The following is a 23038-nucleotide window of genomic DNA, read 5'->3' as shown; positions in this document are numbered from 1 at the left end:
TAGGATGATTTTTCAAAAATATGGATTTTTATTCATTTGAGTTAAAACAAAAAAACCCACATGTTTCCATGTGGGTTTCTGAGAGTATTTTTCTGATTATTTTACTTCGAAAGAAGCTCTTCTCGCCATTTGACGAGCATCAGCAGATGACTTGTCTACGCTAGTATCTTCGCCGTATCCTTTGTAAGACAATCTTGAAGCATCTACTCCAGCAGCAACCATTAGGTCATATACTGCTTTTGCTCTTCTTTCAGAAAGCTTCATGTTGTAATCTTCTGGACCTAGCTCATCAGCATATCCTTTGATTTCAACACTTACTCCAGGATTTCTCTTTAGGAAGTTAGCTACATAATTAGCAGCACTTACAGAGTAGCCAAGCGGCTTAGCACTGTCGAATGCATAAAATACGTTTACGTACCCATCATTGATAGCTTTCTTCAAGTAATCAACTTCTTCTCTTTCTTCCACTACAGGACATCCGTTTGTAGAAGCAGGACCTGGCTGGAATGGACAGTTGTCCATATGATCTGGAGTTCCATCACCATCAGAGTCAAGAGTTGTTCCGAAAGAATTTACACGAGCACCTGCTGGAGTATTTGGTTCTTTGTCCAAATAATCTGGAACACCGTCTCCGTCAGAGTCCTTCAACATATCTTTGATTCCATTGATCTGAGAAGCAAGCTCTTCTTTGGTAGCATATTTGTCAGCAGCGATATACCAATCAGCATGCTCGTCATTAGATCCAAGGTAGAAATTCAGACCAAGAGTACCTGTCCACCAAGTACCGTTAGCGCCGTAGAATCCATTGTTGATGTCAGGTCTGATAGCTTCAGAACCATCCCAAGTAACAGTCTGACGACCATTAAGGATAGTTGAAATATCACCTACTAAAGCAATGTTTTTAGAAAGCTTCAACTGTGGTGTGATTCCGAAGATCAATGTGTAAACATTGTCATCAAAATCGTTGAAAGTGTTCATTTCTGGGTTAACAAGACCAATACCCGCTCCACCGTGAAGAAGAAGACCGAATGATCTTGAGAAAGATTCAAAATTCATGATTCTTCCCACATTAGCAACACCCTGCATATTCAATCTGAAATACTTCGTGTCAAACTCTTGGCTTTGGGAATCAGCACCACGCGCTTCACGCATAGATCCAAATCCGTAGTCAAGCTTAAGACCGAACTTTTCGTTGAACATGTACCGGGCGCCAAATTCGATGTGGCCTAGGTTTAGGGTAGGAGACAAGAAGTTTCGATTAAGCGGAGCCATTGGCTTGTTAAAGCCACCTCCAACTTCTACCGACCACTTGTCGAATTCCTGTGCATTAGCTCCAATAGCTAAAGCACCTGCCATTAATGTTGAGAGTATTAGTTTTTTCATAACAAAAAATTTTTGTCCAAATTTTAAGTGTTTGATTGATGTGAGTACAAATTTATAAACTTTTAACTTACTGCAAATCTAGATGAATTATTTAATTCCCAATTAAGGAAATAAATATTACAATAGATTTTTTTAAATATTAATGAAAATGTAACATAATTTATGCCAGAATGAAAATTTTGCATCATCTTTTAAAACAATCAAGTGTTTCGGGAAACGAATCCCAAATCGCCCAATTCCTTTTAGATACGATACAACAACGAAAGAATGACTGGAAAGTTTGCCCGCAAATTTATTCTGGGGAAGATTTCCACGATTGTATCTTATTGAAATTTGGAAATCCTAGAACAGCGCTTTTTGCGCATATGGATACAATAGGGTTTATGACCCGGTATGAAAATCAATTAATTCCAGTGGGTGGACCTGAAACTGAAGACGGGATGCTCTTGATTGGAGAAGATGAATTGGGTCCGATTGAGTGTCGATTAAAAGTTGAGGATGATTCCCTCTTTCACGATTTCCAACGTCCCATTCAACCGGGCACTTATTTATCCTTCGCTCAGAATATCCGAGTGGATGGGGAATATATTCAAGCTGCGTATCTAGATAATAGACTTGGGCTTTATACAGCATTGCAGGTTTGCGAAAATTTAGAACATGGATGGGTCGTATTTAGTACTTATGAAGAACACGGTGGAGGAAGTATGCCCTTTCTTCTTAAGTTTATCCAAGAAAATCACCCCATTCGACAGGCTCTGATAGCGGATATTACTTGGGTGACTGAAGGGGTAGTCCCTCACGAGGGCGTAGCTATTTCCATCCGGGACCGATACATTCCTCGAAGAAAATTCATCGACCGCGTAATTGCTTTAGCTACGGAAAGTAAAATACCTTTTCAGTTGGAGGTAGAGGCCTCAGGAGGAAGTGATGGAAGAGAAATCCAATTTTCTCCTTATCCAATAGATTGGTGCTTCGTAGGAGCGGCTGAGGAAAATGTTCATTCCCCGGATGAGAAAGTCTCCCTTGCGGATTTGGACTCAATGATTGAAATGCACCAATATTTAATGAAACACCTTTAATATATGAGTAAGAAAATCCATGATAAATCTTTTGAAATATTTCTGACCAAAGAAGAGATTGAGTCCAGAGTTTCTTCTCTGGGAGCTCAGATAAAAAAAGATTTTGAAAGAAAAGATCCCGTATTACTTGGAGTATTGAAAGGTTGCTTTGTTTTTATGGCTGATTTATCGAGAGCGATAGACCTTCCATTAGAGGTGTCTTTTATAAGACTACAGTCCTATGAAGGATTTCATTCCACTGGCAAACCTCAAATTTCCCTTTCAATAAAGGAAAAACTTGAAGGAAGGGATATTCTTATTGTAGAAGATATAGTTGACACAGGTAACAGTATTTATCACCTCAAAAAAGAGCTGGAAGACCTAAAACCGAACTCTGTTTCAATAGTAGCATTGCTTTATAAACCAGATGCTTTCCGGTTTAATTACCCGATTGATTATGTCGGTTTTGAAATTCCGAATAAATTTGTCGTCGGTTATGGGCTGGATTATGATGACTTAGGTCGAAATCTGCCTGATATTTACCAAGTAATTGATTGAAAATTTAAAGAATAAAGGATGCGTAATATCGTCTTGTTTGGCCCTCCGGGAGCGGGAAAAGGTACTCAAAGTGAAAAAATCATCGAGAAATACGGTCTCACCCACCTTTCTACTGGGGACCTTTTTCGTAAGCATCTTGGTGAAGGGACAGAGCTAGGTAATCTTGCCAAAAAATATATGAATGAGGGAAGATTGGTGCCGGATGAGGTGGTCATCGGAATGGTGGAAGAGAAGATTGCATCTACCCAAGATACCAAAGGGTTCATTTTTGATGGATTTCCTCGAACTACTGCTCAGGCAGAAGCACTTGATGATATGCTAGCCAAACATGGGATGAAAATCGACGGAATGATTGCGCTTGAGGTACCTGAGGATGTTTTAAAAGCTCGAATCAAAGAAAGAGGAAAAACTTCCGGAAGAGTAGACGATCAGGATGATCAGAAAATCCAAACCAGAATAAAGGTTTACCTTGATGAGACACTTCCAGTTGCTTCTTACTATCAAAATCAGGACAAACTTACCAATATCAATGGAGTAGGGGCAATTGATAGCATCTTTGGTCAGATCAGTGAAGTGATTGACAGCTATTAAGTTCCTGATATTCCTTACCTTTGTGATTCTAACAAGCTAAGCCATCAGCTTAGCTTTTTTATTTCTATTATGGCAGAGTCCAATTTCATCGATTATGTAAAGTTTTGCTCACGATCAGGGGCTGGTGGGGCAGGCTCCATGCATTTCCGAAGGGAAAAGCACGTGCCCAAAGGAGGACCTGACGGTGGAGATGGTGGTAGAGGAGGTCATATCATTCTTCGGGGGAATACCCAAATGTGGACACTTCTACATTTGAAATATAAAAAACATGTAATAGCCGAATCCGGGAAGTCGGGAGAAGGTGGACGAAGGACTGGAGCAGACGGAAAAGATGTCATCTTAGAAGTGCCGCTCGGTACAGTAGCCAAAGATGCCGAGACAGGTGAAAAGCGATTTGAAATAACGGAAGATGGGCAAGAAGTAGTCTTAACCAAAGGAGGAAGAGGTGGATTGGGCAATCATCATTTCAAGTCTTCAACCAATCAAGCTCCGCACTACGCCCAACCTGGTGAGGAGGGAATAGAGGAGTGGATTATTCTAGAGCTTAAGCTTTTGGCAGACGTAGGACTTGTTGGCTTTCCCAATGCCGGGAAGTCTACCTTGCTTTCGGCTGTTTCTGCCGCCAAACCTGAAATTGGGGATTATCCTTTCACGACTTTGGTCCCAAATCTCGGTGTGGTATCCTATCGTGACGACCGATCCTTTGTGATGGCAGATATTCCTGGAATCATCGAAGGTGCCGCAGATGGCAAAGGATTGGGGATTAGATTTTTAAGGCATATTGAGCGAAATTCCATTCTACTTTTTGTTATTCCTGCTGATGCGGATCAGATCAAAAAAGAATACCAGATTCTTTTGGGAGAATTAGAAAAATATAATCCCGAATTGCTTGACAAAAAGCGTCTGCTGGCAATCTCCAAATCTGACTTATTAGATGAGGAATTGATGCAGGAAATGCAGGCTGAAATTCCTGAGGGAATACCTGCAGTGTTTATTTCCTCCGTGACCCAAACCAACCTTGACCGACTCAAAGACATGATTTGGCAGGCCATTCATGCAGAATGATGTGTCAGATTGTCAGAATTGAGGTGATGGCAAGCATATTGATGCTAGAGGGAGATTGAACTTTAGTTTGAATTCAAATGAAAAAAAATAAAGAAGAAGTGAGCGAGCAAGAAAACGAGGAGGTTCTTGATCAAAAAGAACAGATTAAAGAAGATAAAGAAGTAGCTCAAGAGGAATCCGTTAAGGAGCCCGAAAGCAACTTGGATCCTTTGGCTAAAATGCAGGGTGAACTTGCAGAGATGAAGGATAAATATCTACGACTTTATTCAGATTTTGAGAATTTCAGAAAGCGAAACGCCAAAGAGCGCCTTGATTTGATCAAGACTGCTTCAGAAGAGGTGCTCCGGGATCTTATTCCTGTGGTGGATGATTTTGAGCGAGCATTCAAAGCCTCTGAAAATGAATCCGATGCAGGAAAGGTGAGAGAAGGCAATCATTTGATTTTTCAAAAATTTGTAAAGGTCTTGGAATCCAAGGGCTTGAAAGTCATGGAGGATCAAATTGGTCATCCATTCGATGCAGAAACACAGGAAGCCATTACACAGATACCAGCGCCAAGTGAAGAAATGAAAGGTAAAGTGATAGACGTAGTGGAGAAGGGATATACCTTAGGTGACAAGGTAGTTCGGTACGCGAAGGTGGTAACAGGAGCATAAAAATCATGGCAAAAAGAGACTATTACGAAATATTGGGGGTCAGCAAATCCGCATCAGCGGATGAGATCAAAAAGGCATATAGAAAATTGGCCATCCAATATCACCCAGATAAAAATCCGGACAATCCTGAAGCTGAAGAAAAATTCAAGGAAGCAGCGGAAGCCTACGAGGTATTGAGCAATCCTGAAAAGCGTCAACGCTACGACCAATTTGGTCACCAAGGACTTGGTGGAAATGGTGGATTCGGCGGTGGCGGAATGAACATGGAGGATATTTTCTCCCAGTTTGGAGACATTTTCGGCGGAGGAGGATTTGGTTCTTTCTTCGGCGGAGGCGGCGGTGGTGGCCGACGTACCAAGAAAGGCACCAATCTACGTGTCAAGCTGAAATTGAACCTGCAGGAAATCGCTAATGGTGTAGAAAAGAAAATCAAGGTGAAGCGTCATGTAGTCGCACCTGGAGTTACTTTCAAGACTTGTTCTACTTGCCAAGGAACAGGTCAGATCAAAAAGGTGGTCAATACCATGTTGGGCCAAATGGTCTCTGCCAGCACTTGTGGAGTTTGTGGAGGTAGTGGTCAGATTGTTGATAAAAAACCCGCTGAGGCTGACTCTAGAGGATTGATCGTAAAGGAAGAAGTGATTTCTATCAATATCCCGGGTGGTGTGGCAGAAGGGATGCAGCTCAGCATGTCCACAAAAGGTAATGAAATACCGGGAGGGATCCCTGGAGATCTGTTGATTGTCATCGAGGAGATTGAGGACAAGGTATTGCAGCGAGATGGCAATAATGTCATCTTCGACCTGTATGTTTCATTTGTAGATGCAGCCTTGGGAGCATCAGTAGAAGTGCCGACTATCGACGGTCGGGTGAAGATTAAGGTCGAGCCAGGTACACAAAGTGGTAAGATGTTGCGATTGAAAGGAAAAGGGATCAAAGATATCAATGGCTATTCTCGAGGAGACCAATTGATCATGGTCAATGTTTGGACTCCAACCCAACTTACAAAAGAGGAGAAGCAGACCTTGGAAGCATTGCGAGAGTCTCCCAACTTCAAGCCGGCCCCGGGTAATTCGGAAAAGTCATTTTTTGATAAGATGAAAGAGTTTTTCTAAAATTTAAGAAGCCAGATGCAATTCTGGCTTTTTTTATATTTTTAAAAAACCTTTTCAAAGTTCAGCTCGTAACCTATCCGTATGCTTCAAAAATTCTGTCTGCTTCTTATTGGAATCATCAGTGGGATAGGCGTAAGCAAGGCACAATTGGTCAAGGAGTTTAGGACTCCCGAGAAAGAAGGCTTTGAAATGGTGCAGCTTGATTTTTCTTCATACAAAAGCACCACTCACCTAAAGCGATCCCGATCCAGCGAACCTGTGCAGATTCACGGGCATTTGGATAATGTGAATATTCTACCGGTTTTTGATCATTGGATTGCTGATCGGATCTTGCACGCGGAGCTCAGTCATAAAAATATCCAATCTGATAATCTAGGGCGAAGCCTCACTTCTAAGATTTTTTCTACTTCAAAGGACGATTTTGGACATTCTTGGGATATAGGACTAGGATCTAATTACCTGTATCATCTGAATTTTAACCTAGGTGTCGGTATGGCAGAAATTGATTTGGCAAATCTACCGGTCAGTCAACTCAAGGTGCAAAGTGCCAGTGCAGACGTCCTCATTCATTATAGTGACCGAGAGCCCAATCGTATTTTAATGGATACCCTGTTGGTAACTTTAAATATGGGAACAGTCGATATCCGTGACGCCAACTTTTCGAATGCGGATAAAATGATTTTTGAAGTGAATTATGGTAAAATAAACCTAAATTTCAGTGATGGTATGGCTTCCAAATGCCAAGTGATTGCTGCTGTAGGCGCCGGTTCGCTATACCTCAAGATTCCTTCGGAAAATTATCCAGTCAGGATCAAAATGAAAACAACGGCTATGTGCCGGACCTCCCTGCCAAAATACCTCCGACAAATAGATAGTGAAACCTACGTGACCAGAGGCTTTTCGGCTGATGATCCAAAGTTGATGGATCTGATCATAGACGTTGGCGTAGGTTCGCTCAAAGTCGAATAAAACCACCATGCTCGAAATAAAACAACTAAATAAAACCTACGGGAAAAACCGCGCCCTGACAGACGTGGATTTGCATGTTCCCAAAGGGGTGATTTTTGGATTACTTGGTCCAAATGGCGCCGGTAAGTCAACCCTGATCCGAATCATCAACCAAATCATCGATGCCGACTCAGGTGAGATCCATATCAATGGTAAAAAACTCGCTCCGGATCATATTTCTCAAATAGGCTATCTCCCAGAAGAGCGCGGTCTTTACAAGAAAATGAAAGTTTGGGATCAGATGCTGTATTTTGCTCAATTGAAAGGTATGAGCAAAGCAGAGTCCAAATCAAGAATCAATGCTTGGCTTGGGAAAATGGACATGCTCAGCTGGAGAGAAAAAAAGGTCGAGGACCTATCCAAAGGGATGGCTCAGAAGGTTCAGTTCATTTCTACTATTCTTCATGAACCTGCATTATTAATCTTGGATGAGCCGTTTTCTGGGTTTGATCCAGTCAATGCGGAGATTATCAAGGATGAGATTTTGGAGCTGAAGGAAAAGGGGACCACAGTCATCCTCAGTACGCACCGAATGGAGTCCGTAGAGTTGCTTTGTGATCAGGTGGCGATGATCAACAAATCCCGTAAAATCCTGGATGGAAGTATCAGAGAAGTAAAGTCAAGTTATCGCCCAAATATTTTTCATGTCACTTTGGAAGATCTCCAAGCCCCTCTACCTTCCGCTTGGAAAGCTGTAGAGGATGGAGGGCTTTGGCATTTCTCCCTTGCCTTGGATGGCAAAACCCCAAATGAATTGCTAGCAGAACTCATGCAGATGGGGCAAGTGGCCAGATTTCAAGAAAAGATTCCAAGTATGGAAGAGATTTTTATCCACCAAGTAAAGAATAGGGATTATGAATAAAATTTGGTTAGTCATTCAGCGCGAGTACTTATCTCGAGTGAAGAAAAAATCCTTTTTGCTAGCGACGCTACTGACTCCATTAATCTTTCCTGCGATAATGGGGATATTTATTTGGATAGCTGTGGAGGAAAAGGAAAATCAATCCCTTCGGATCATCGAAGTTGTAGATGAAAACAATCTCTTTTTCATGGAAAGCTCCGATCAATACGCTTTTTCTTTTTCAGACAGAAGTGTGGAGGAAGCAAAGGAGCTAGTTCAAAAAGGAGACCGCTATGGTTTTTTATTGATTCCAAAAATTGACTTGGAAGATCCTCAGGGTATCACTTACTACGGGGAAGAAAATCCAAATATGAATTTGATTTCCTATTTGGAGAGCAGTCTTCGCAAAAAAATTGAAGATCAGCGCCTCTATGACTCGGGGATAGACCCCCAAATCCTTTCAGAAATCCGTACTTCCGTCGATGTGACGGCAATTACTCTCGATGAAGAAGGAGGCGAGCGGGTGTCCGATGCCACCGTCAACTATGCTATCGGGTTTCTTGCTGGCATTTTGATCTACATGTTCATTTTCATCTATGGTAATCAAATCATGCAAGGGGTGATTGAGGAAAAGTCCAGTCGAATCGTGGAAATCCTCGTCTCTTCGCTGAAGCCTTTTCAGTTGATGATGGGTAAAATCGTCGGAATTGCAGGAGTAGGACTTACCCAACTGCTGATATGGATTGTCCTAATTGGAACGCTGACTACCGTGGTGACAGGGTTTTTGGGAATGCAGATGCCCCAGCAGCAAGCCATGGAAATGGCTCAGGCAGACATGGGTGAAGCCGTACCAAATGGAGAACTGGGTGAAATATTAGCGGTAATTCAAGGAATTGATTTCGTCACCCTAGTAGGCGCTTTCGTATTCTATTTTCTGGGAGGCTATTTACTTTATGGTGCCTTGTTCGCTGGGATAGGTTCTGCAGTGGATGCACCTTCAGATGCGCAGCAATTTATGCTGCCGGTGACTATTCCATTGATCGTAGCCTACATGGGATTGTTTGTGTTTGTACTTCAAGATCCTAATAGTACGACCTCTTTTTGGCTGTCTATTGTGCCACTTACCTCTCCAATCGCTATGATGGGTAGGATCAGCTACGGCGTTCCATTCTGGGAGCTTTTGCTTTCCATGGGATTATTGGTCTTGGGTTTTTTGGCCACTACTTGGTTGGCAGGAAAAATCTATCGGATCGGAATTCTGATGCATGGCACCAAGCCTAGCTACAAAACCCTTTGGAAATGGATTAAGACCAGTAATTGATAGTAGAGACAAGAATCTAGAGTCAAGAAACTAGGGTAAAAAATTTTAGATCTGTCCCCGGAGTTGGGGTTTATTACTTCAAAAAAAATCCTGACCATCAGTGGTCAGGATTTTTGATGATTGTCCTTTGATGACTATCTAAGGTACGCTGAGAGCATCCAAACTACCTTTTCTTTGGCTGTGATGTAATCACTCATCAAGGTGACTGTACCTTCATCGCCTTGCGCCGCGGCAGCTTCCAAGGCTCCTCGTTCAATATCCAATAGTGTATTGATATTATCCCTTGTGATTTCTACCATTTGCTTGGAATCGGATACTTTCAATGCCTCTTTGATGGAGGAGTTTTCAATGTATTCGCCGTACGAAGAGAATGGTCTAGCACCCAATGTTAGAATTCGTTCAGCTACTTCATCTACACTTTCATTTGCGGTGGTGTACAATTCCTCGAATTTCGCATGAAGCTCAAAGAAATTGGGTCCGCTAACGTTCCAATGGAAGTTTCTCAAGTTTTGATAGTAGATCTGATAGTTGGCTAATAAGGTGTTGAGCTTATTCACCAAAATCGCGGTTTCTTTTACCTCTAATCCTATGTCGTTCGTTTTCATATTGTTTGTTTGTTTTTGTCTTTCATTTAATACTTTAAATTTACTAAAAATTACCCTCTGATACCAACTGATAATTTCTATAGCTATCATATACTTTCTATCGAAATTGAGAGTTAATAGCTAAAATATATCAGCGAAAATTACCCGATGAAAAACCGTTTTCAGGATCTTACTTCTATTGATTTTTACCAAAACCGACGACAGGTGAAGTGGCTGGTAGTGGCGCTGTCTATTTTGATAGGAGCGGGGTCCATCTGGTATACCAATCGTTTGGTGGAGGAGTTGAAAGCTCGGGAGCGAAGGCAAATCGAATTGCTATCCAGTGCTTTGGAGTATGCGGCAAGCAATGCGGATAACCTCTCCTTTATCAATCAGGAGATCATTCAGCAAAATTACTCCATTCCCATCATCATGGTGGATGCAAGTGGAGCTCCATTGGAGTTTCGAAATATTCCCTTTCGGAAAAATGCTTCCGCCCAAGACTCGACTAAGATCCTTGCCGAGGAGCTGGAAGAGATGAAGGCAGAATACGAGCCCATTTTGCTGCGGGAAGCAGATATTCAGATCTTTTATCGCAACTCAGAGCTGCTCACCAATCTTCGCTACTATCCCTATGTGCAGCTGGCCGTAATCTTGATTTTTGGAGTTTTGGCTTATGCACTATTCAATCAAAGCAAAATCGCGGAGCAAAACCGGGTTTGGGCAGGTTTGACCAAAGAAACTGCCCATCAACTAGGGACTCCCATTGCCTCACTCATGGCATGGATTGACTACCTGCGCAATTCGCCTGTATGGGAAGAAAATAAGGAAATCATCACGGAAATGGACAAAGATGTGGTGAAGCTTCGAATGGTGACAGAGCGCTTCAGTAGCATCGGCAGTAAGCCAGTCATCCAATCCGAAAACCTCTATCAAGCAATCGAGGAGACGATCAACTATCTCCGACCTAGGATTTCGACGAAAGTGGATCTCATCATCAATGCTGACTCGCAAAATCTCGACGCCATGATGAATAAGCCACTCTTCGAATGGGTCATCGAAAATATCTGCAAAAATGCCGTGGATGCCATGAAAGGAAAGGGGCGGATTGAGATCGATATCCTACAGGATAGTGACAAATTCGTGATTGTGGATATTACTGATACGGGTAAGGGCATCGAAAAGCGCAATTTCAAAAAAGTTTTCAACCCAGGATTCTCTACAAGGCAGCGGGGTTGGGGACTGGGCTTGACCCTGGCAAAGCGCATCATTGAAGGCTATCATGGTGGAAGAATTTTCGTCAAAACTTCCGAAATCGGAAATGGTACCACTTTTCGCATCATCCTGCATAGTACCATTGAGGGAGCAGAGCAGTTTGTGACGGAGGGAATTTTAGAATACTAGTGGAAATGCGAGGTTGGAAATACTAGACATGAAATTTAAGGACCAAAGCTTTTAATTCTTCAATGGAGTATTCTGGATTTTTAAGACTTATACACCTTCCTACTTTCCCACTTTTAAACCTTCCAACTGTTTTTTCCCTACCTTTGCCCCCTGAAATTTACAATCCATGAGTTTGAAAGACGAAATCAAAAAGCGCCGAACCTTTGCCATCATTGCTCACCCGGATGCTGGGAAGACTACCTTGACGGAAAAACTCCTCCTTTTTGGTGGTGCGATCAATACGGCGGGAGCCGTCAAATCCAACAAAATCGACACGGCTACCAAGTCTGACTGGATGGAAATCGAGAAGCAGCGGGGAATCTCCGTGGCGACTTCGGTCATGGGCTTCGAATACAAAGACATCAAAATCAATCTACTCGATACGCCGGGTCACCAGGACTTTGCGGAAGATACCTATCGGACCTTGACTGCCGTGGACTCCGTGATCATGGTCATCGACTGTGTGAAAGGGGTAGAGATTCAGACCGAAAAACTCATGGAGGTCTGCCGCATGCGGAATACCCCGGTGATCTGCTTTATCAATAAGCTGGATCGCGAAGGGCGAGATCCTTATGACTTGCTCGATGAGGTGGAGGAAAAACTCAATATCAAGGTCAGACCGCTTTCCTGGCCAATCGGAATGGGTAAAAGTTTCAAGGGCGTTTATAATTTGTATGAAAAAAAGCTTAATCTTTTCACACCTTCTCAGCGAAAACTAAGTGATGACCGACAGGTTTTTGAGAATTTGGAGGATGGCTCCTTGGATCGCTTGATCGGGAATGGCCTCGCAGATCAGCTTCGGGAAGATGTGGAACTGATTGAGGGAGTCTATCCGGATTTTGATCCGAAGGAGTACTTGGAAGGAAAGGTTGCGCCGGTATTTTTCGGATCAGCGGTCAACAACTTCGGGGTGAATGAAATGCTGGATACGTTTATCAAAATCGCTCCAGCGCCCAAAAGCCGTCAAACCGATGTTCGCGAAGTGACTCCGGATGAATCCAAGTTTTCTGGCTTTGTCTTTAAGATTCATGCCAATATGGATCCCAATCACCGAAACCGGATCGCTTTCTTGCGGATTTGCTCTGGCAAATTTGAAAGAAACAAGCCTTACAATCACGTCAGAGGTCCAAAGCCATTACGATTTTCCAACGTGACCCAGTTTATGGCTCAGGACAAGGAAATTATTGATGAAGCTTTTCCAGGAGATATTGTCGGATTATACGACACTGGTAATTTGAAGATCGGGGATACGATCACGGATGGAGAGGATTTGACTTTTACGGGTATTCCTAGCTTTTCTCCTGAGATCTTCCGGGAAGTAGTCAATAAGGACGCGATGAAGACCAAGCAATTGGAAAAAGGGCTCAAGCAACTGATGGAAGAAGGGGTGGCGCAGCTGTTTACCTTCGATATGGGGTCGCGAAAGGTGATCGGTACAGTTGGGCAGCTTCAGTTTGAGGTGATTCAGTTTCGCTTAAAAAATGAATACAATGCCACGGTCGAATTTCACCCGATGAACTTATACAAAGCCTGCTGGATCAGCAGTAAGGATAAAAAGCAATTGGATGAATTTGTTCGATCCAAAAATCGTCACATCGCCCATGACAAGGATGGCAAGCTAGTCTTTATGGCCGAGTCCAAAGCATGGCTACAAATGGTGCAGGACAATTATCCCGAGATCGAGTTTCACTTTACCTCGGAGTTTTGATGAAAAACCCTCCAGATTTAATTTTCTGGCTTTTTTTCACAGGAAAACATCAGTAAACTTAAACCTCTTTCCATCAAACAAGCCCTTATCACTCAGCTTCAGATCCGGAATCACCAGTAAAGCCATAAAGCTCAGTGTCATAAAGGGAGAATTTAGGGAAGAACCCATTTCCTTGGCCATTCGATCGATTCGGGTATAGGCTTCGGCGACCTGATAACCATCTTCGGGTGACATAATCCCTCCTACGGGTAGGGGAAGGACTTCCTCTTTCTCTCCTGTAACTGCCGAAATGCCACCTTTCGCTTCGATAAGGATATTCACCGCCCGGCAGATGGATTCATCATCTACACCAACAGCGATGATATTATGAGAGTCGTGACCTACGGAGGAGGCGATCGCTCCGGATTTTAGGCCGAAGTTTTTAATAAAAGCTACCGCTGGAGAGGCATCTTCGTAGCGATTGACTACAGTGATTTTTAAAATATCTTTTTCAGGATTGGATTCCGCAAAGCCATTCTGAACCAAAATCTCTCCCTCGATTTCTGGAGTGATCAATTGTCCGTTCAAGGCTTCGATGACGCGTACCTTGGTGCCCGAAGCGGAAATTCTGAAGTCTTCCGATTTTTTGAGCGAGGTATGGAAGTTGTTGATCACCTCATTTTTGATCCGGGGAATCAGGGTTTTTCCGTCTTCAGCTACTTTTTGGCCTTGGATATAAGTCGCCAGCACCTCAAACTTTTCCAGATCCTTGACCAAAATAAAATCAGCTTGATCTCCTTCACGCAGTCGACCTACCGGTAGGGAATAATGTTCGATGGGATTCAGGCATGCTGCTTTTAGCACATCAAAGACATCTTTTCCCTTGGCCACTGCCCGCGCAGCCAATTCATTGATATGGCTGATGGCCAGATTGTCCGGATGCTTATCGTCCGAGCAGAACATGATCATTTCCGGGTATTCATCGATCAAATCGATCAAGGCCTCGAAGTTTTTGGCAGCTGAACCTTCCCGGATGGATATTTTCATTCCGAGTTTGATTTTGCCTAGCCCTTCTTCATAGGTGAAGCACTCATGATCCGTGCTGGGCCCTGCGGATACATACTTTTCGGCCATTTTCCCCATTAGACCCGGCGCATGTCCATCGATGGGTTTGCCATATTTTTTGGAAATCTCAATCTTCTCCATCACAATCGGATCCCGATTGACCGCTCCTGGCCAGTTCATCATCTCTGCTAGATACAGAATCTCTGATCTGCTCATTAGTTTTTCGATATCCTGCGCGTTGATTTCACCTCCTGCCGTTTCGAAAGGAGTGGCCGGGACACAAGAAGGAGCTCCAAAGAAAAAATGAAAGGGGGCCTGCTTGCCATTTGCTATCATGTATTCTACGCCCTCCATTCCGCAGACATTGGCGATCTCATGCGGGTCGGAGATGGTGGCAACAGTTCCGTGAACGACAGCTAAGCGAGCAAATTCCGAAGGTACCAGCATGGAAGATTCCACATGGACGTGGGCATCGATAAATCCCGGCATCAGGTAGGGAAGGCTAGAATCAGACGCTATTTCCTCGATTTTTGAGATTTGACCATCTTCTACAGAAAGGTTTACCGACCGGATTTGGCGGTGATGGATATCGACGAGTTGGGCTTGGATAGTCATGAAAATCAGAATTTAACTTCAATATTTTGAAATAGGAAAACCTTCAAATCTCCCTTTCATTTGTGCTAAAACTACTATATTTGCCCCAGAAAACTAAAAGGGGGAAGCTTACTTTTTGAATGGGTAAAATAGTCATTGCAATTGACGGATATTCCGGATGCGGAAAGAGTTCTACAGCAAAAGCGGTGGCCCAGGACTTGGGCTATACCTATATCGATTCGGGGGCTATGTATCGGGCGGTTACGCTTCATTTTCTGAATCGACACCTTTCACCTACCAATCCCAAAGACATTCTCTCAGGTCTTGAAGATTTGTTAATCACCTTTCAAGCAAATCCAGATTCCGGACAGCAAGAGACCTATCTCAATGGCTTGAATGTGGAAAAGGATATCCGTAGTATGCGGATTTCTGAGCGTGTCAGTGACTTTGCCAAGGTCAAAGAAATCCGGGAAGAACTTGTTGCGCAGCAGCAACGTTTAGGGAGGAAAAAAGGCGTGGTCATGGATGGTAGGGATATTGGGTCGGTAGTTTTTCCCGATGCTGAGTTGAAGGTATTCATGACAGCTGACTTGGCAACCCGCGCTGCTCGCAGACAGCAGGAATTGATCGAGCGGGGAGAATTGGTAGATCTAGAGGATATCAAAGCTAACCTTGGTCAGCGCGACGAAATAGACAGCAATCGCAAAGAAAGCCCACTTCTCAAGGTGGCTGATGCGGTAGAAATAGATACTAGTAATTTGACTTTTGCAGAGCAAGTGGCACAGATCGTGCACTTGGCTGAGCAAAGAATCAAACAGACGGAAGATTATGCAAGTAACCATCGATAAGAATTCAGGCTATTGCTTTGGGGTAGAATTTGCCATCAAAATGGCAGAAGATGAGATGGAGCAGTCGGATAAGCTCTATTGCCTGGGCGATATCGTTCATAATGACATGGAGGTCAAGCGTTTGGCTGAAAAGGGGCTAGTCGTCATCGACCGGGATCAGCTCTCCGAATTAAGTGACTGTAAGGTCCTGATCCGTGCCCATGGAGAGCCGCCAGAGACTTATAAAACAGCCATTCAAAATAATATCGAGCTCATCGATGCTTCCTGTCCTGTAGTGCTGAAGCTTCAGCATCGAGTCAAGACAGCTTTTGATAAGATGGAGCGGGAAGACGGTCAGATCGTTATTTATGGTAAAAAGGGTCATGCCGAGGTGATTGGACTGACCGGGCAGACGCTGGAGAAGGCTATTGTGGTGATGGAGGATGCTGATTTGGAGAAAATCGATTTCAACCGTCCGGTGACGCTATTCAGTCAGACGACCAAAAGCACCAAAGGCTTTTATGAGCTTTCGCAGAAAATCGAAGAGCGGATTAAAGCATCCAAGGGCGAACTCACAGAACTGGACTTCAATGCCAATGACTCTATCTGCCGACAAGTTTCCAACAGAGAACCTCAATTGCGCAAATTTGCGCAGGAAAATGAGGTGATCATTTTCGTGTCTGGGAAGAAGAGTAGTAATGGTAAGGCCCTTTATCAGGTATGCCTCGAAGAAAACCCAAGAAGTTTTTTCGTGGAAAACCAAACAGAGATTCAACCTGAGTGGTTTGAAACTACGGACAGAGTAGGAATCTGTGGTGCTACCTCGACGCCCATGTGGCTAATGGAACAGGTAAAAGAGCATCTTGAATCCTTAGAAGAAAATGCGCTGATGGCCTGATAGCCAAGGTCTAAGTGGATTTTCTCTGCCATCAATCATAAAGTTGCAAGATTAAAACCCAATTAACCTCAAAATAAAAAGGTTATTTATTAGATTTGGGGCGTTTTTCAAAAGCCCATAGTTACAATAAGATATGTCAAAAACCGTCAAGCTGAGGAAAGGCTTTGATATCAATCTGGTAGGGAAGGCAGCCAAAGAAATGGTTGAATTCGCCCCAGCTCAAACCTTTGCCGTTAAGCCAACAGACTTTGTAGGCCTACAGCGCCCCAAAGTATTGGTCAATGAAGGAGATACCGTCAAAGCGGGAACACCCATCTTCTTCGACAAAGCCATGGAACAGGTGAAGTTTGTAGCCCCGGTATCCGGTGAGATCATCGAGGTCAAGCGAGGTGAAAAGCGCAAACTTCTAGAAATTAGAATTCTGGCTGACAAGGAAGTTGCCTACGAGGATTTGGGCAAAATTGATCTAAGCAAAATAGATCGTGAGACCTTGGTGGATCGCTTAGCTCAAGGAGGTGTTTGGCCTCATATCATTCAGCGTCCTTTTGGTGTCATTGCCAATCCGGCTGATGAGCCAAAAGCGATTTATGTTTCAGCTTTCGACACTAATCCCTTGTCTCCTGATATGGCTTTCGTTCTTCAAGGACAAGAAGCTTATTTTCAGGCTGGTCTAGATGCATTGACCAAATTGACAAGCGGAAAGGTTCACCTCAATATTAATGGCGACGAGCAGGGTTCTTCATTATTTTCGCAAGCAAAAAATGTAGAAATCAACCGATTCTCAGGCCCTCATCCTGCTGGAAACGTAGGCGTGCAGATTCATCATCTTGATCCTATCAATAAAGGTGATTTGGTTTGGACAGTAAATCCAGTGGGAGTAGCGCAGATTGGAAAGTTGGTTTTGGAAGGAAAGTATGATGCCTCCAAAGTCATTGTCCTGACAGGGTCTGAACTATCCAAGCGTGGATATGTGAAAACAATTTCTGGCTCAGCCGTTACTAATTATGTGAAAGGAAATCTACAAAGCGGTCATATCCGTGTGATTTCCGGCAACGTTCTTACCGGTGAAAAAATCTCCATGGAAGGGTATTTGGGATATTATCACAATCAAATCACCGTAATTCCAGAAGGCGATTATGAAGAGTTTTTGGGTTGGTTGAAACCTACCACTTCCAAACTCAGCTTCCACAAGGCGATCGGGATGCTTTCTTTCCTCAACAAAGGAGAGTTCAAAGTAGACACCAATACGCACGGTGAGGAGCGACCTTTTGTAGTATCCGGTGTATTTGAAAAAGTGCTTCCAATGGACATTCTTCCAACCTACCTATTCAAAGCAATCCATGCGGAGGACTTTGACGAGATGGAGCAGCTTGGTCTTTATGAGATCATAGAGGAAGATGTGGCTTTATGTGAATTTGTAGATCCTTCTAAGAATGATTTGCAGGAGTTGGTAAGAAGTGGGATAGAATTATTAATGTATAGCTAAAATATGAAGGCATTACAAAATCTCTTCGATAGTATTAAGCCGAACTTTGAAAAGGGCGGCAAATGGGAAAAATTTCACACCCTTTATGAGGGTCACCGCACGATTGCCTTTGCACCGGACTTGACTACCAAGGCCAAAGGTGCTCAGATCAAAGATGCGACCGACCTTAAGCGAGTGATGATCACCGTGGTGATCGCCATGGTTCCAGCTTTGCTTTTTGGTATCCTGAACATAGGACACCAGCATTTTATGGCAACTGGCGAAGCAGCTACTTGGATTGATAAAGCTGTTTTTGGAGCAATATCAGTTCTTCCTATTCTGATCGTTTCCTACGCAGTAGGGCTTTTGACAGAATTTACTTTCTGTGTCATCCGAAATCACCCAATTTCTGAGGGCTATTTGGTGACAGGTATGCTGATTGCCCTAGTTATGCCTCCATACATTCCGCTTTGGCAAGTGGCTCTAGCGACGATTTTCGCTGTGGTGATTGGTAAGGAAGTATTTGGTGGTACAGGTATGAATATTTTGAACGTCGCCATGACTGCGCGAGCATTCTTGTATTTTGCTTATCCTGCCCAAATCTCCGGAGATCAAGTTTGGACTTACTTAGCAGACAAGACTGCAGTTGATGGCTACTCTGGAGCTACAGCTTTGGCAGTTGCATACAATGCCGGTGTGGAAGGTGTAGACGCAGGTCAGGCTTTGGCACAGCACAATGCATCGATCGGAGCCGACTTTAGCTTTATGAATATGTTCATGGGCTGGATTCCAGGTTCCATTGGTGAGACTTCTACTCTGATGGCTTTGATCGGAGCTGTAATTCTCATCGGTACAGGTGTAGCAAGCTGGAAAATCATCGTATCCGGATTTGGGGGTGCTTATGTAATGGGATTAGTAATGAATCTCTTTGCAGCTAATGAATTCATGGCAATGGCTCCACACTTGCACTTGGTGATGGGTGGTTTGGCATTTGGTGTAGTATTTATGGCTACTGACCCCGTATCAGCATCACAAACTGAAACTGGTAAATGGATTTATGGATTCTTGATTGGTGCTTTGACCATTATCATCCGAGTAACCAATCCAGCTTATCCAGAAGGAATTATGCTAGCCGTTCTTTTGATGAACGTCTTCGCACCATTGATTGACTATTACGTAGTGAAAGCAAACAAAACAAGGAGGTTACAACGTGCAACAGTCTAACGCATATATCATCACATTTTCGGTCATTTTGACCGTTGTATTGGGTCTTCTTCTATCTGGGACTTCTCAAGTCCTAGGTCCACTTCAGAAAGAAGCAGAGGCTTTGGATAAGAAGAAGCAAATTCTAGGTGCTGTAATTTCCGCAGAGGAAATCGGCTCTATGAAAGCTGAGGAAATCAATGCTTTCTACAACTCTCATATCGCTACTGTAGTAGTTGATATCGAGGGAAATGAAGTAACCGAACAGGGTGGAACTCCCGTTACAGCTGAGAGCGTGGATATCGGTAAGAACTACAAGAAGCCAGTAGAAGAAAGACTCTTCCCAGTTTTCATCTTTCATGAAGAAGGAAATGCGGAAGCGGTTCAATCTTATATCTTCCCCGTTTATGGAGCTGGACTTTGGGATGCTATTTGGGGTTTCGTAGCCTTGGATACTGATATGAATACCATTGGTGGTGTGACTTTCGCCCATGCTGGAGAGACTCCAGGTTTGGGAGCTAGAATCACTGAGTCTGGTGTACAGCAGCGATTTGTAGGCAAAGAGATCTTCAATGAGCAAGGCGAGCTTGTGGCTGTAAGTATGCAAAAGGGAGAAGGAAAAGATTATACCGGTGAGCCTCACAAAGTAGATGGAATGTCTGGAGCAACCATTACTGCAAATGGTGTCAACGATATGTTGAGTAATTACCTAGGTCATTACAAAGCATTTATCGATTCTAAAAAATCATCTACAACCCTAGCGGTCGTAAATTAATATTCTCCACTTCACTGAATCTAATTGATATGAGTACAGAAACTGTAGAAAAAGCAATCGAAAAAAAGCCAGCTGAGGCTTTACTTTCGAAGCGTAGAAAAAGACTGATTAGTGACCCATTAGTGGATGATAATCCCATCACCATTCAGGTATTGGGAATCTGTTCTGCCTTGGCAGTGACGACCCAGATGAAGCCAACCCTGGTAATGGCTATCTCGGTAATATTCGTAATGGTGATGTCCAACTTGGTCATCTCATTGATGAGAAATACCATCCCTAGCCGAGTACGAATCATTGTACAGCTTGCAGTAGTAGCATCCCTAGTAACTCTTGTAAATGAAGTATTGAAAGCTTTTGCTTTCGATATGTACAAGGAGCTTTCAGTTTTCGTAGGTCTTATCATTACTAACTGTATTGTAATGGGTCGTCTAGAAGCATTTGCTCTAGGTAACAAGCCTTATGATTCTGTTTTGGATGGCTTTGGTTCGGCCTTAGGATACTCTTGGATCATTTTGACGGTAGCATTCTTCAGAGAGCTATGGGGATCTGGATCCGTCTTTGGAGTCCCTGTTTTTGATTATGTTTCTAGCATCTTTGGTCCTGATTTCAAACTAGCCACCAATGGTCTGATGGTTTCTCCGGTAGGAGCTTTCGTCATACTTGGATTGATCATCTGGGTACAGCGTACCAAGACAGGCTATGTAGAACACTAAAACCCGGTAGAAGAAATGGAATTATTCAATTTAGGTATTCGGTCGATCTTTATCGACAACATGGTTTTCGCTTACTTCCTCGGCATGTGTTCTTTCCTTGCTGTATCCAAAAAAGTAAGTACTGCCCTAGGACTAGGCGCTGCGGTTATTTTCGTATTGACCGTGACTGTTCCAGTCAACTGGCTTTTGAATGAGTATGTCTTGAAAGAAGGTGCTCTTGGATGGGTCAATGCTGAGTTGGCTACTGTTGATTTGACTTTCCTTCGATTCATCATGTTTATCGCGATTATTGCTGCGATGGTACAGTTGGTGGAAATGGTCGTTGAAAAGTTCGCTCCTGCTCTTTATGGTGCATTGGGTATCTTCTTGCCTTTGATCGCTGTAAACTGTGCGATTTTGGGTGGATCTCTTTTCATGGCTCAGCGAGACTATACTCTGGCTGAATCTGCTGTCTACGGATTCGGTTCCGGAACAGGATTCTTCTTGGCAATTGTAGCTTTGGCTGCTATTCGTGAGAAATTAAAATATTCTGCAGTTCCTAATGGTTTGAAAGGTTTGGGTATTACCATGCTTTTGACAGGCTTGATGGGAATCGCATTTATGTCCTTTATGGGGATTGACCTTTAAGGATTAGAATTCCTTTCATAGGAAACACATTATTGATTCGTCATCGCGAGAGAAACGAAGCGATCTTAATTATTGAATTTAGATTGCTTCACTTCGTTCGCAATGACGAATTTTTTATTTGCATCGCGAGGACTATTTATTTTTCAGAGGTTTGGAATGCTACCGCTACAGGTCGTATCTTACTGTTTCAAACCTTATCTCACGCTATGAAAACGTCCATATCATTTTTAATCCTCTTTCTTATTTCCCAGCTTTCTTTTGCTCAATCCGGAGAATGGATTGAGTTATTTAATGGAGAAAATCTGGAAGGTTGGAAGGTTTCCGAAAATCCAGATTCATTCCAGGTAGTAGATGGAGTAATTAAAGTTGATGGTCCACGTGCCCACGCCTTTTATGTAGGGCCGGTAGGAAATCATGATTTTAAGAATTTCGAGCTGATGGTGGAAGTAAAAACCATGCCTAAGGCCAATTCAGGGATATTTATTCATACAGAATACCAAGAAAACGGTTGGCCAAATGTAGGCTATGAAATTCAGGTCAATCAATCTCATTCTGACTGGAGAAAAACCGGGAGTGTGTATTCTTTCCAAGACGTACGTGAAGTCTACGTAGAGGATGGGGAATGGTACACGGAGCATGTAATCGTCCAAGGTGATCAAATCACTGTGAAAATCAACGGAAAGACTATCAATGAGTATGATGAGTCGGAGGTGAGAAGCGGTGATTTAGGAACCAAAAAGCTCAGCTCGGGGACAATCGCTTTACAAGCACATGATCCCGAATCCGTGATTTATTACCGCAGTGTGAAAATTAAGGTTTTGGATTAAAAAATTGAGTTAAGGTGTTGAATGTAATCAGTTCATCCATGGTTCCTGGTTTGTTTTAAATGCTCCTTTTGATAAGAATTTGGATTGAAACACTAAAAAATAGAAAATGGGCTTCGACTTCGCTCAGCCTGACAAAAAAAGTCTCTTGACTAATATGATATTTTTGAATTCCGTCCCCTATGGCATTTACCTATAAAAGAATCTTATCCTACTTTCTGAGAGGCTTACTGTTTCTGACTCCCTTGGCAGTGACAGTCTATGTGATTTATGCGATTTTTATCTTTTTAGATGGTCTGATTCCGGTGCCTATTCCCGGTATAGGGATTCTGATGGTTTTGGCCTTGATTACGTTTATTGGCTATCTGGCGAGTTTGTTCTTTACCAAGCCGTTTTTTGAGTGGTTTGAGCGAGGGGTATTTAAGATTCCCTTGGTGAATTTGCTCTATACCTCGATTAAAGACCTGATGGGAGCTTTTGTGGGTGAAAAGAAGAAGTTCAGCAGTCCGGTGATTGTACAAATTTCTGAGAACTTATCCCGGCTGGGTTTTATCACACAGGAAGACATGTCCAATATCGGTGAGCCGGACTTGGTGGCCGTGTATTTTCCGCATAGCTACAATGTCTCCGGTAATGTTTTTCTGGTACCCAAAGATAAGATCAAGCCACTCAAAGGAGTCAAAAGTACCGACGTGATGAAGTTTATGGTTTCGGGAGGAGTGTCGAGTTTGAGGTAA

At 43.1% G+C, this 23038-nt stretch carries 23 protein-coding genes; 20 read left to right on the top strand and 3 right to left on the bottom strand.

Annotated features, from left to right (window positions below; translation table 11 throughout):
- Window positions 1-96: 96 nt before the first annotated feature.
- The gene (locus tag CDH51_RS09395; protein WP_100628359.1) at window positions 97-1383 is read right to left on the bottom strand and encodes an OmpA family protein; all 1287 of its coding nucleotides are present in this window, start codon (window positions 1381-1383) and stop codon (window positions 97-99) included.
- Between the two features lie 170 nt (window positions 1384-1553).
- Here CDH51_RS09395 and CDH51_RS09390 point away from each other — a divergent pair, with 170 nt between their 5' ends.
- The 9 genes from CDH51_RS09390 (at window position 1554) to CDH51_RS09350 (ending at window position 9596) form a co-directional block, all read left to right on the top strand.
- Window positions 1554-2462, top strand: a complete 909-nt coding sequence (locus CDH51_RS09390) for a M20/M25/M40 family metallo-hydrolase (protein WP_100628358.1) — start codon at window positions 1554-1556, stop codon at window positions 2460-2462.
- A 3-nt stretch (window positions 2463-2465) separates the two neighbouring features.
- A complete protein-coding gene (gene hpt / locus CDH51_RS09385; protein ID WP_100628357.1) occupies window positions 2466-2999 on the top strand; it encodes a hypoxanthine phosphoribosyltransferase in 534 nt (177 codons plus the stop codon).
- Window positions 3000-3017: 18 nt separating this feature from the next.
- Entirely contained in the window at window positions 3018-3590 is a 573-nt protein-coding gene (locus CDH51_RS09380; RefSeq protein WP_026947962.1) for an adenylate kinase, read from the top strand.
- 69 nt (window positions 3591-3659) lie between these two features.
- The gene (gene obgE, locus CDH51_RS09375) at window positions 3660-4655 is read left to right on the top strand and encodes a GTPase ObgE (protein ID WP_026947963.1); all 996 of its coding nucleotides are present in this window, start codon (window positions 3660-3662) and stop codon (window positions 4653-4655) included.
- 77 nt (window positions 4656-4732) lie between these two features.
- Complete coding sequence (locus tag CDH51_RS09370) at window positions 4733-5311, top strand: nucleotide exchange factor GrpE (RefSeq protein WP_100628356.1); 579 nt, start codon at window positions 4733-4735, stop codon at window positions 5309-5311.
- Window positions 5312-5316: 5 nt separating this feature from the next.
- Window positions 5317-6426: a molecular chaperone DnaJ gene (gene dnaJ / locus CDH51_RS09365; RefSeq protein ID WP_100628355.1), complete on the top strand. Its 1110-nt coding sequence runs from the start codon at window positions 5317-5319 to the stop codon at window positions 6424-6426.
- A gap of 81 nt (window positions 6427-6507) precedes the next feature.
- Window positions 6508-7395 carry a hypothetical protein gene (locus CDH51_RS09360; protein WP_100628354.1) on the top strand — a complete coding sequence of 296 codons (888 nt, stop codon included), beginning with the start codon at window positions 6508-6510 and terminating at the stop codon, window positions 7393-7395.
- A 7-nt stretch (window positions 7396-7402) separates the two neighbouring features.
- Window positions 7403-8296: an ABC transporter ATP-binding protein gene (locus tag CDH51_RS09355; RefSeq protein ID WP_100628353.1), complete on the top strand. Its 894-nt coding sequence runs from the start codon at window positions 7403-7405 to the stop codon at window positions 8294-8296.
- On the top strand, window positions 8289-9596 hold the full coding sequence (locus CDH51_RS09350) for an ABC transporter permease (RefSeq protein ID WP_100628352.1): 1308 nt from the start codon (window positions 8289-8291) through the stop codon (window positions 9594-9596). The genes CDH51_RS09355 and CDH51_RS09350 overlap by 8 nt, the downstream gene beginning before the upstream one ends.
- 134 nt (window positions 9597-9730) lie before the next feature.
- Here CDH51_RS09350 and CDH51_RS09345 read toward each other — a convergent pair whose 3' ends face one another.
- Window positions 9731-10201, bottom strand: a complete 471-nt coding sequence (locus tag CDH51_RS09345) for a Dps family protein (protein WP_100629395.1) — start codon at window positions 10199-10201, stop codon at window positions 9731-9733.
- Between the two features lie 147 nt (window positions 10202-10348).
- Between CDH51_RS09345 and CDH51_RS09340 the strand changes: the two genes are divergently transcribed.
- On the top strand, window positions 10349-11584 hold the full coding sequence (locus tag CDH51_RS09340; RefSeq protein ID WP_100628351.1) for a sensor histidine kinase: 1236 nt from the start codon (window positions 10349-10351) through the stop codon (window positions 11582-11584).
- 166 nt (window positions 11585-11750) lie between these two features.
- On the top strand, window positions 11751-13331 hold the full coding sequence (locus CDH51_RS09335; RefSeq protein ID WP_100628350.1) for a peptide chain release factor 3: 1581 nt from the start codon (window positions 11751-11753) through the stop codon (window positions 13329-13331).
- A gap of 36 nt (window positions 13332-13367) precedes the next feature.
- On the opposite strand, the gene ade is transcribed toward CDH51_RS09335, so the two are convergent.
- Entirely contained in the window at window positions 13368-14990 is a 1623-nt protein-coding gene (gene ade / locus CDH51_RS09330; protein WP_100628349.1) for an adenine deaminase, read from the bottom strand.
- Between the two features lie 119 nt (window positions 14991-15109).
- Here ade and cmk point away from each other — a divergent pair, with 119 nt between their 5' ends.
- From cmk to CDH51_RS09285, 9 genes are all read left to right on the top strand, one after another.
- Window positions 15110-15817, top strand: coding sequence for a (d)CMP kinase (cmk, locus tag CDH51_RS09325; protein ID WP_100628348.1), 708 nt, complete (start codon window positions 15110-15112; stop codon window positions 15815-15817).
- Window positions 15798-16694, top strand: a complete 897-nt coding sequence (locus CDH51_RS09320) for a 4-hydroxy-3-methylbut-2-enyl diphosphate reductase (RefSeq protein ID WP_100628347.1) — start codon at window positions 15798-15800, stop codon at window positions 16692-16694. The genes cmk and CDH51_RS09320 overlap by 20 nt, the downstream gene beginning before the upstream one ends.
- Window positions 16695-16827: 133 nt before the next feature.
- Window positions 16828-18180 carry a Na(+)-translocating NADH-quinone reductase subunit A gene (locus CDH51_RS09315; RefSeq protein ID WP_100628346.1) on the top strand — a complete coding sequence of 451 codons (1353 nt, stop codon included), beginning with the start codon at window positions 16828-16830 and terminating at the stop codon, window positions 18178-18180.
- Window positions 18181-18183: 3 nt separating this feature from the next.
- The gene (locus CDH51_RS09310) at window positions 18184-19383 is read left to right on the top strand and encodes an NADH:ubiquinone reductase (Na(+)-transporting) subunit B (protein ID WP_100628345.1); all 1200 of its coding nucleotides are present in this window, start codon (window positions 18184-18186) and stop codon (window positions 19381-19383) included.
- Complete coding sequence (gene nqrC, locus CDH51_RS09305) at window positions 19370-20137, top strand: NADH:ubiquinone reductase (Na(+)-transporting) subunit C (RefSeq protein ID WP_026947979.1); 768 nt, start codon at window positions 19370-19372, stop codon at window positions 20135-20137. The genes CDH51_RS09310 and nqrC overlap by 14 nt, the downstream gene beginning before the upstream one ends.
- Before the next feature lie 29 nt (window positions 20138-20166).
- The gene (locus CDH51_RS09300; RefSeq protein WP_100628344.1) at window positions 20167-20850 is read left to right on the top strand and encodes an NADH:ubiquinone reductase (Na(+)-transporting) subunit D; all 684 of its coding nucleotides are present in this window, start codon (window positions 20167-20169) and stop codon (window positions 20848-20850) included.
- Window positions 20851-20865: 15 nt separating this feature from the next.
- Entirely contained in the window at window positions 20866-21477 is a 612-nt protein-coding gene (gene nqrE / locus CDH51_RS09295) for an NADH:ubiquinone reductase (Na(+)-transporting) subunit E (RefSeq protein ID WP_100628343.1), read from the top strand.
- A gap of 206 nt (window positions 21478-21683) precedes the next feature.
- The gene (locus CDH51_RS09290) at window positions 21684-22304 is read left to right on the top strand and encodes a 3-keto-disaccharide hydrolase (protein ID WP_100628342.1); all 621 of its coding nucleotides are present in this window, start codon (window positions 21684-21686) and stop codon (window positions 22302-22304) included.
- A 179-nt stretch (window positions 22305-22483) separates the two neighbouring features.
- On the top strand, window positions 22484-23038 hold the full coding sequence (locus CDH51_RS09285; protein ID WP_100628341.1) for a DUF502 domain-containing protein: 555 nt from the start codon (window positions 22484-22486) through the stop codon (window positions 23036-23038).

This window comes from Algoriphagus formosus (genome assembly GCF_002807035.1).
Classification (GTDB): domain Bacteria; phylum Bacteroidota; class Bacteroidia; order Cytophagales; family Cyclobacteriaceae; genus Algoriphagus; species Algoriphagus formosus.
Note: the sequence above shows the minus strand (reverse complement) of the source record. Positions and strands in the feature narration are given on the sequence as shown.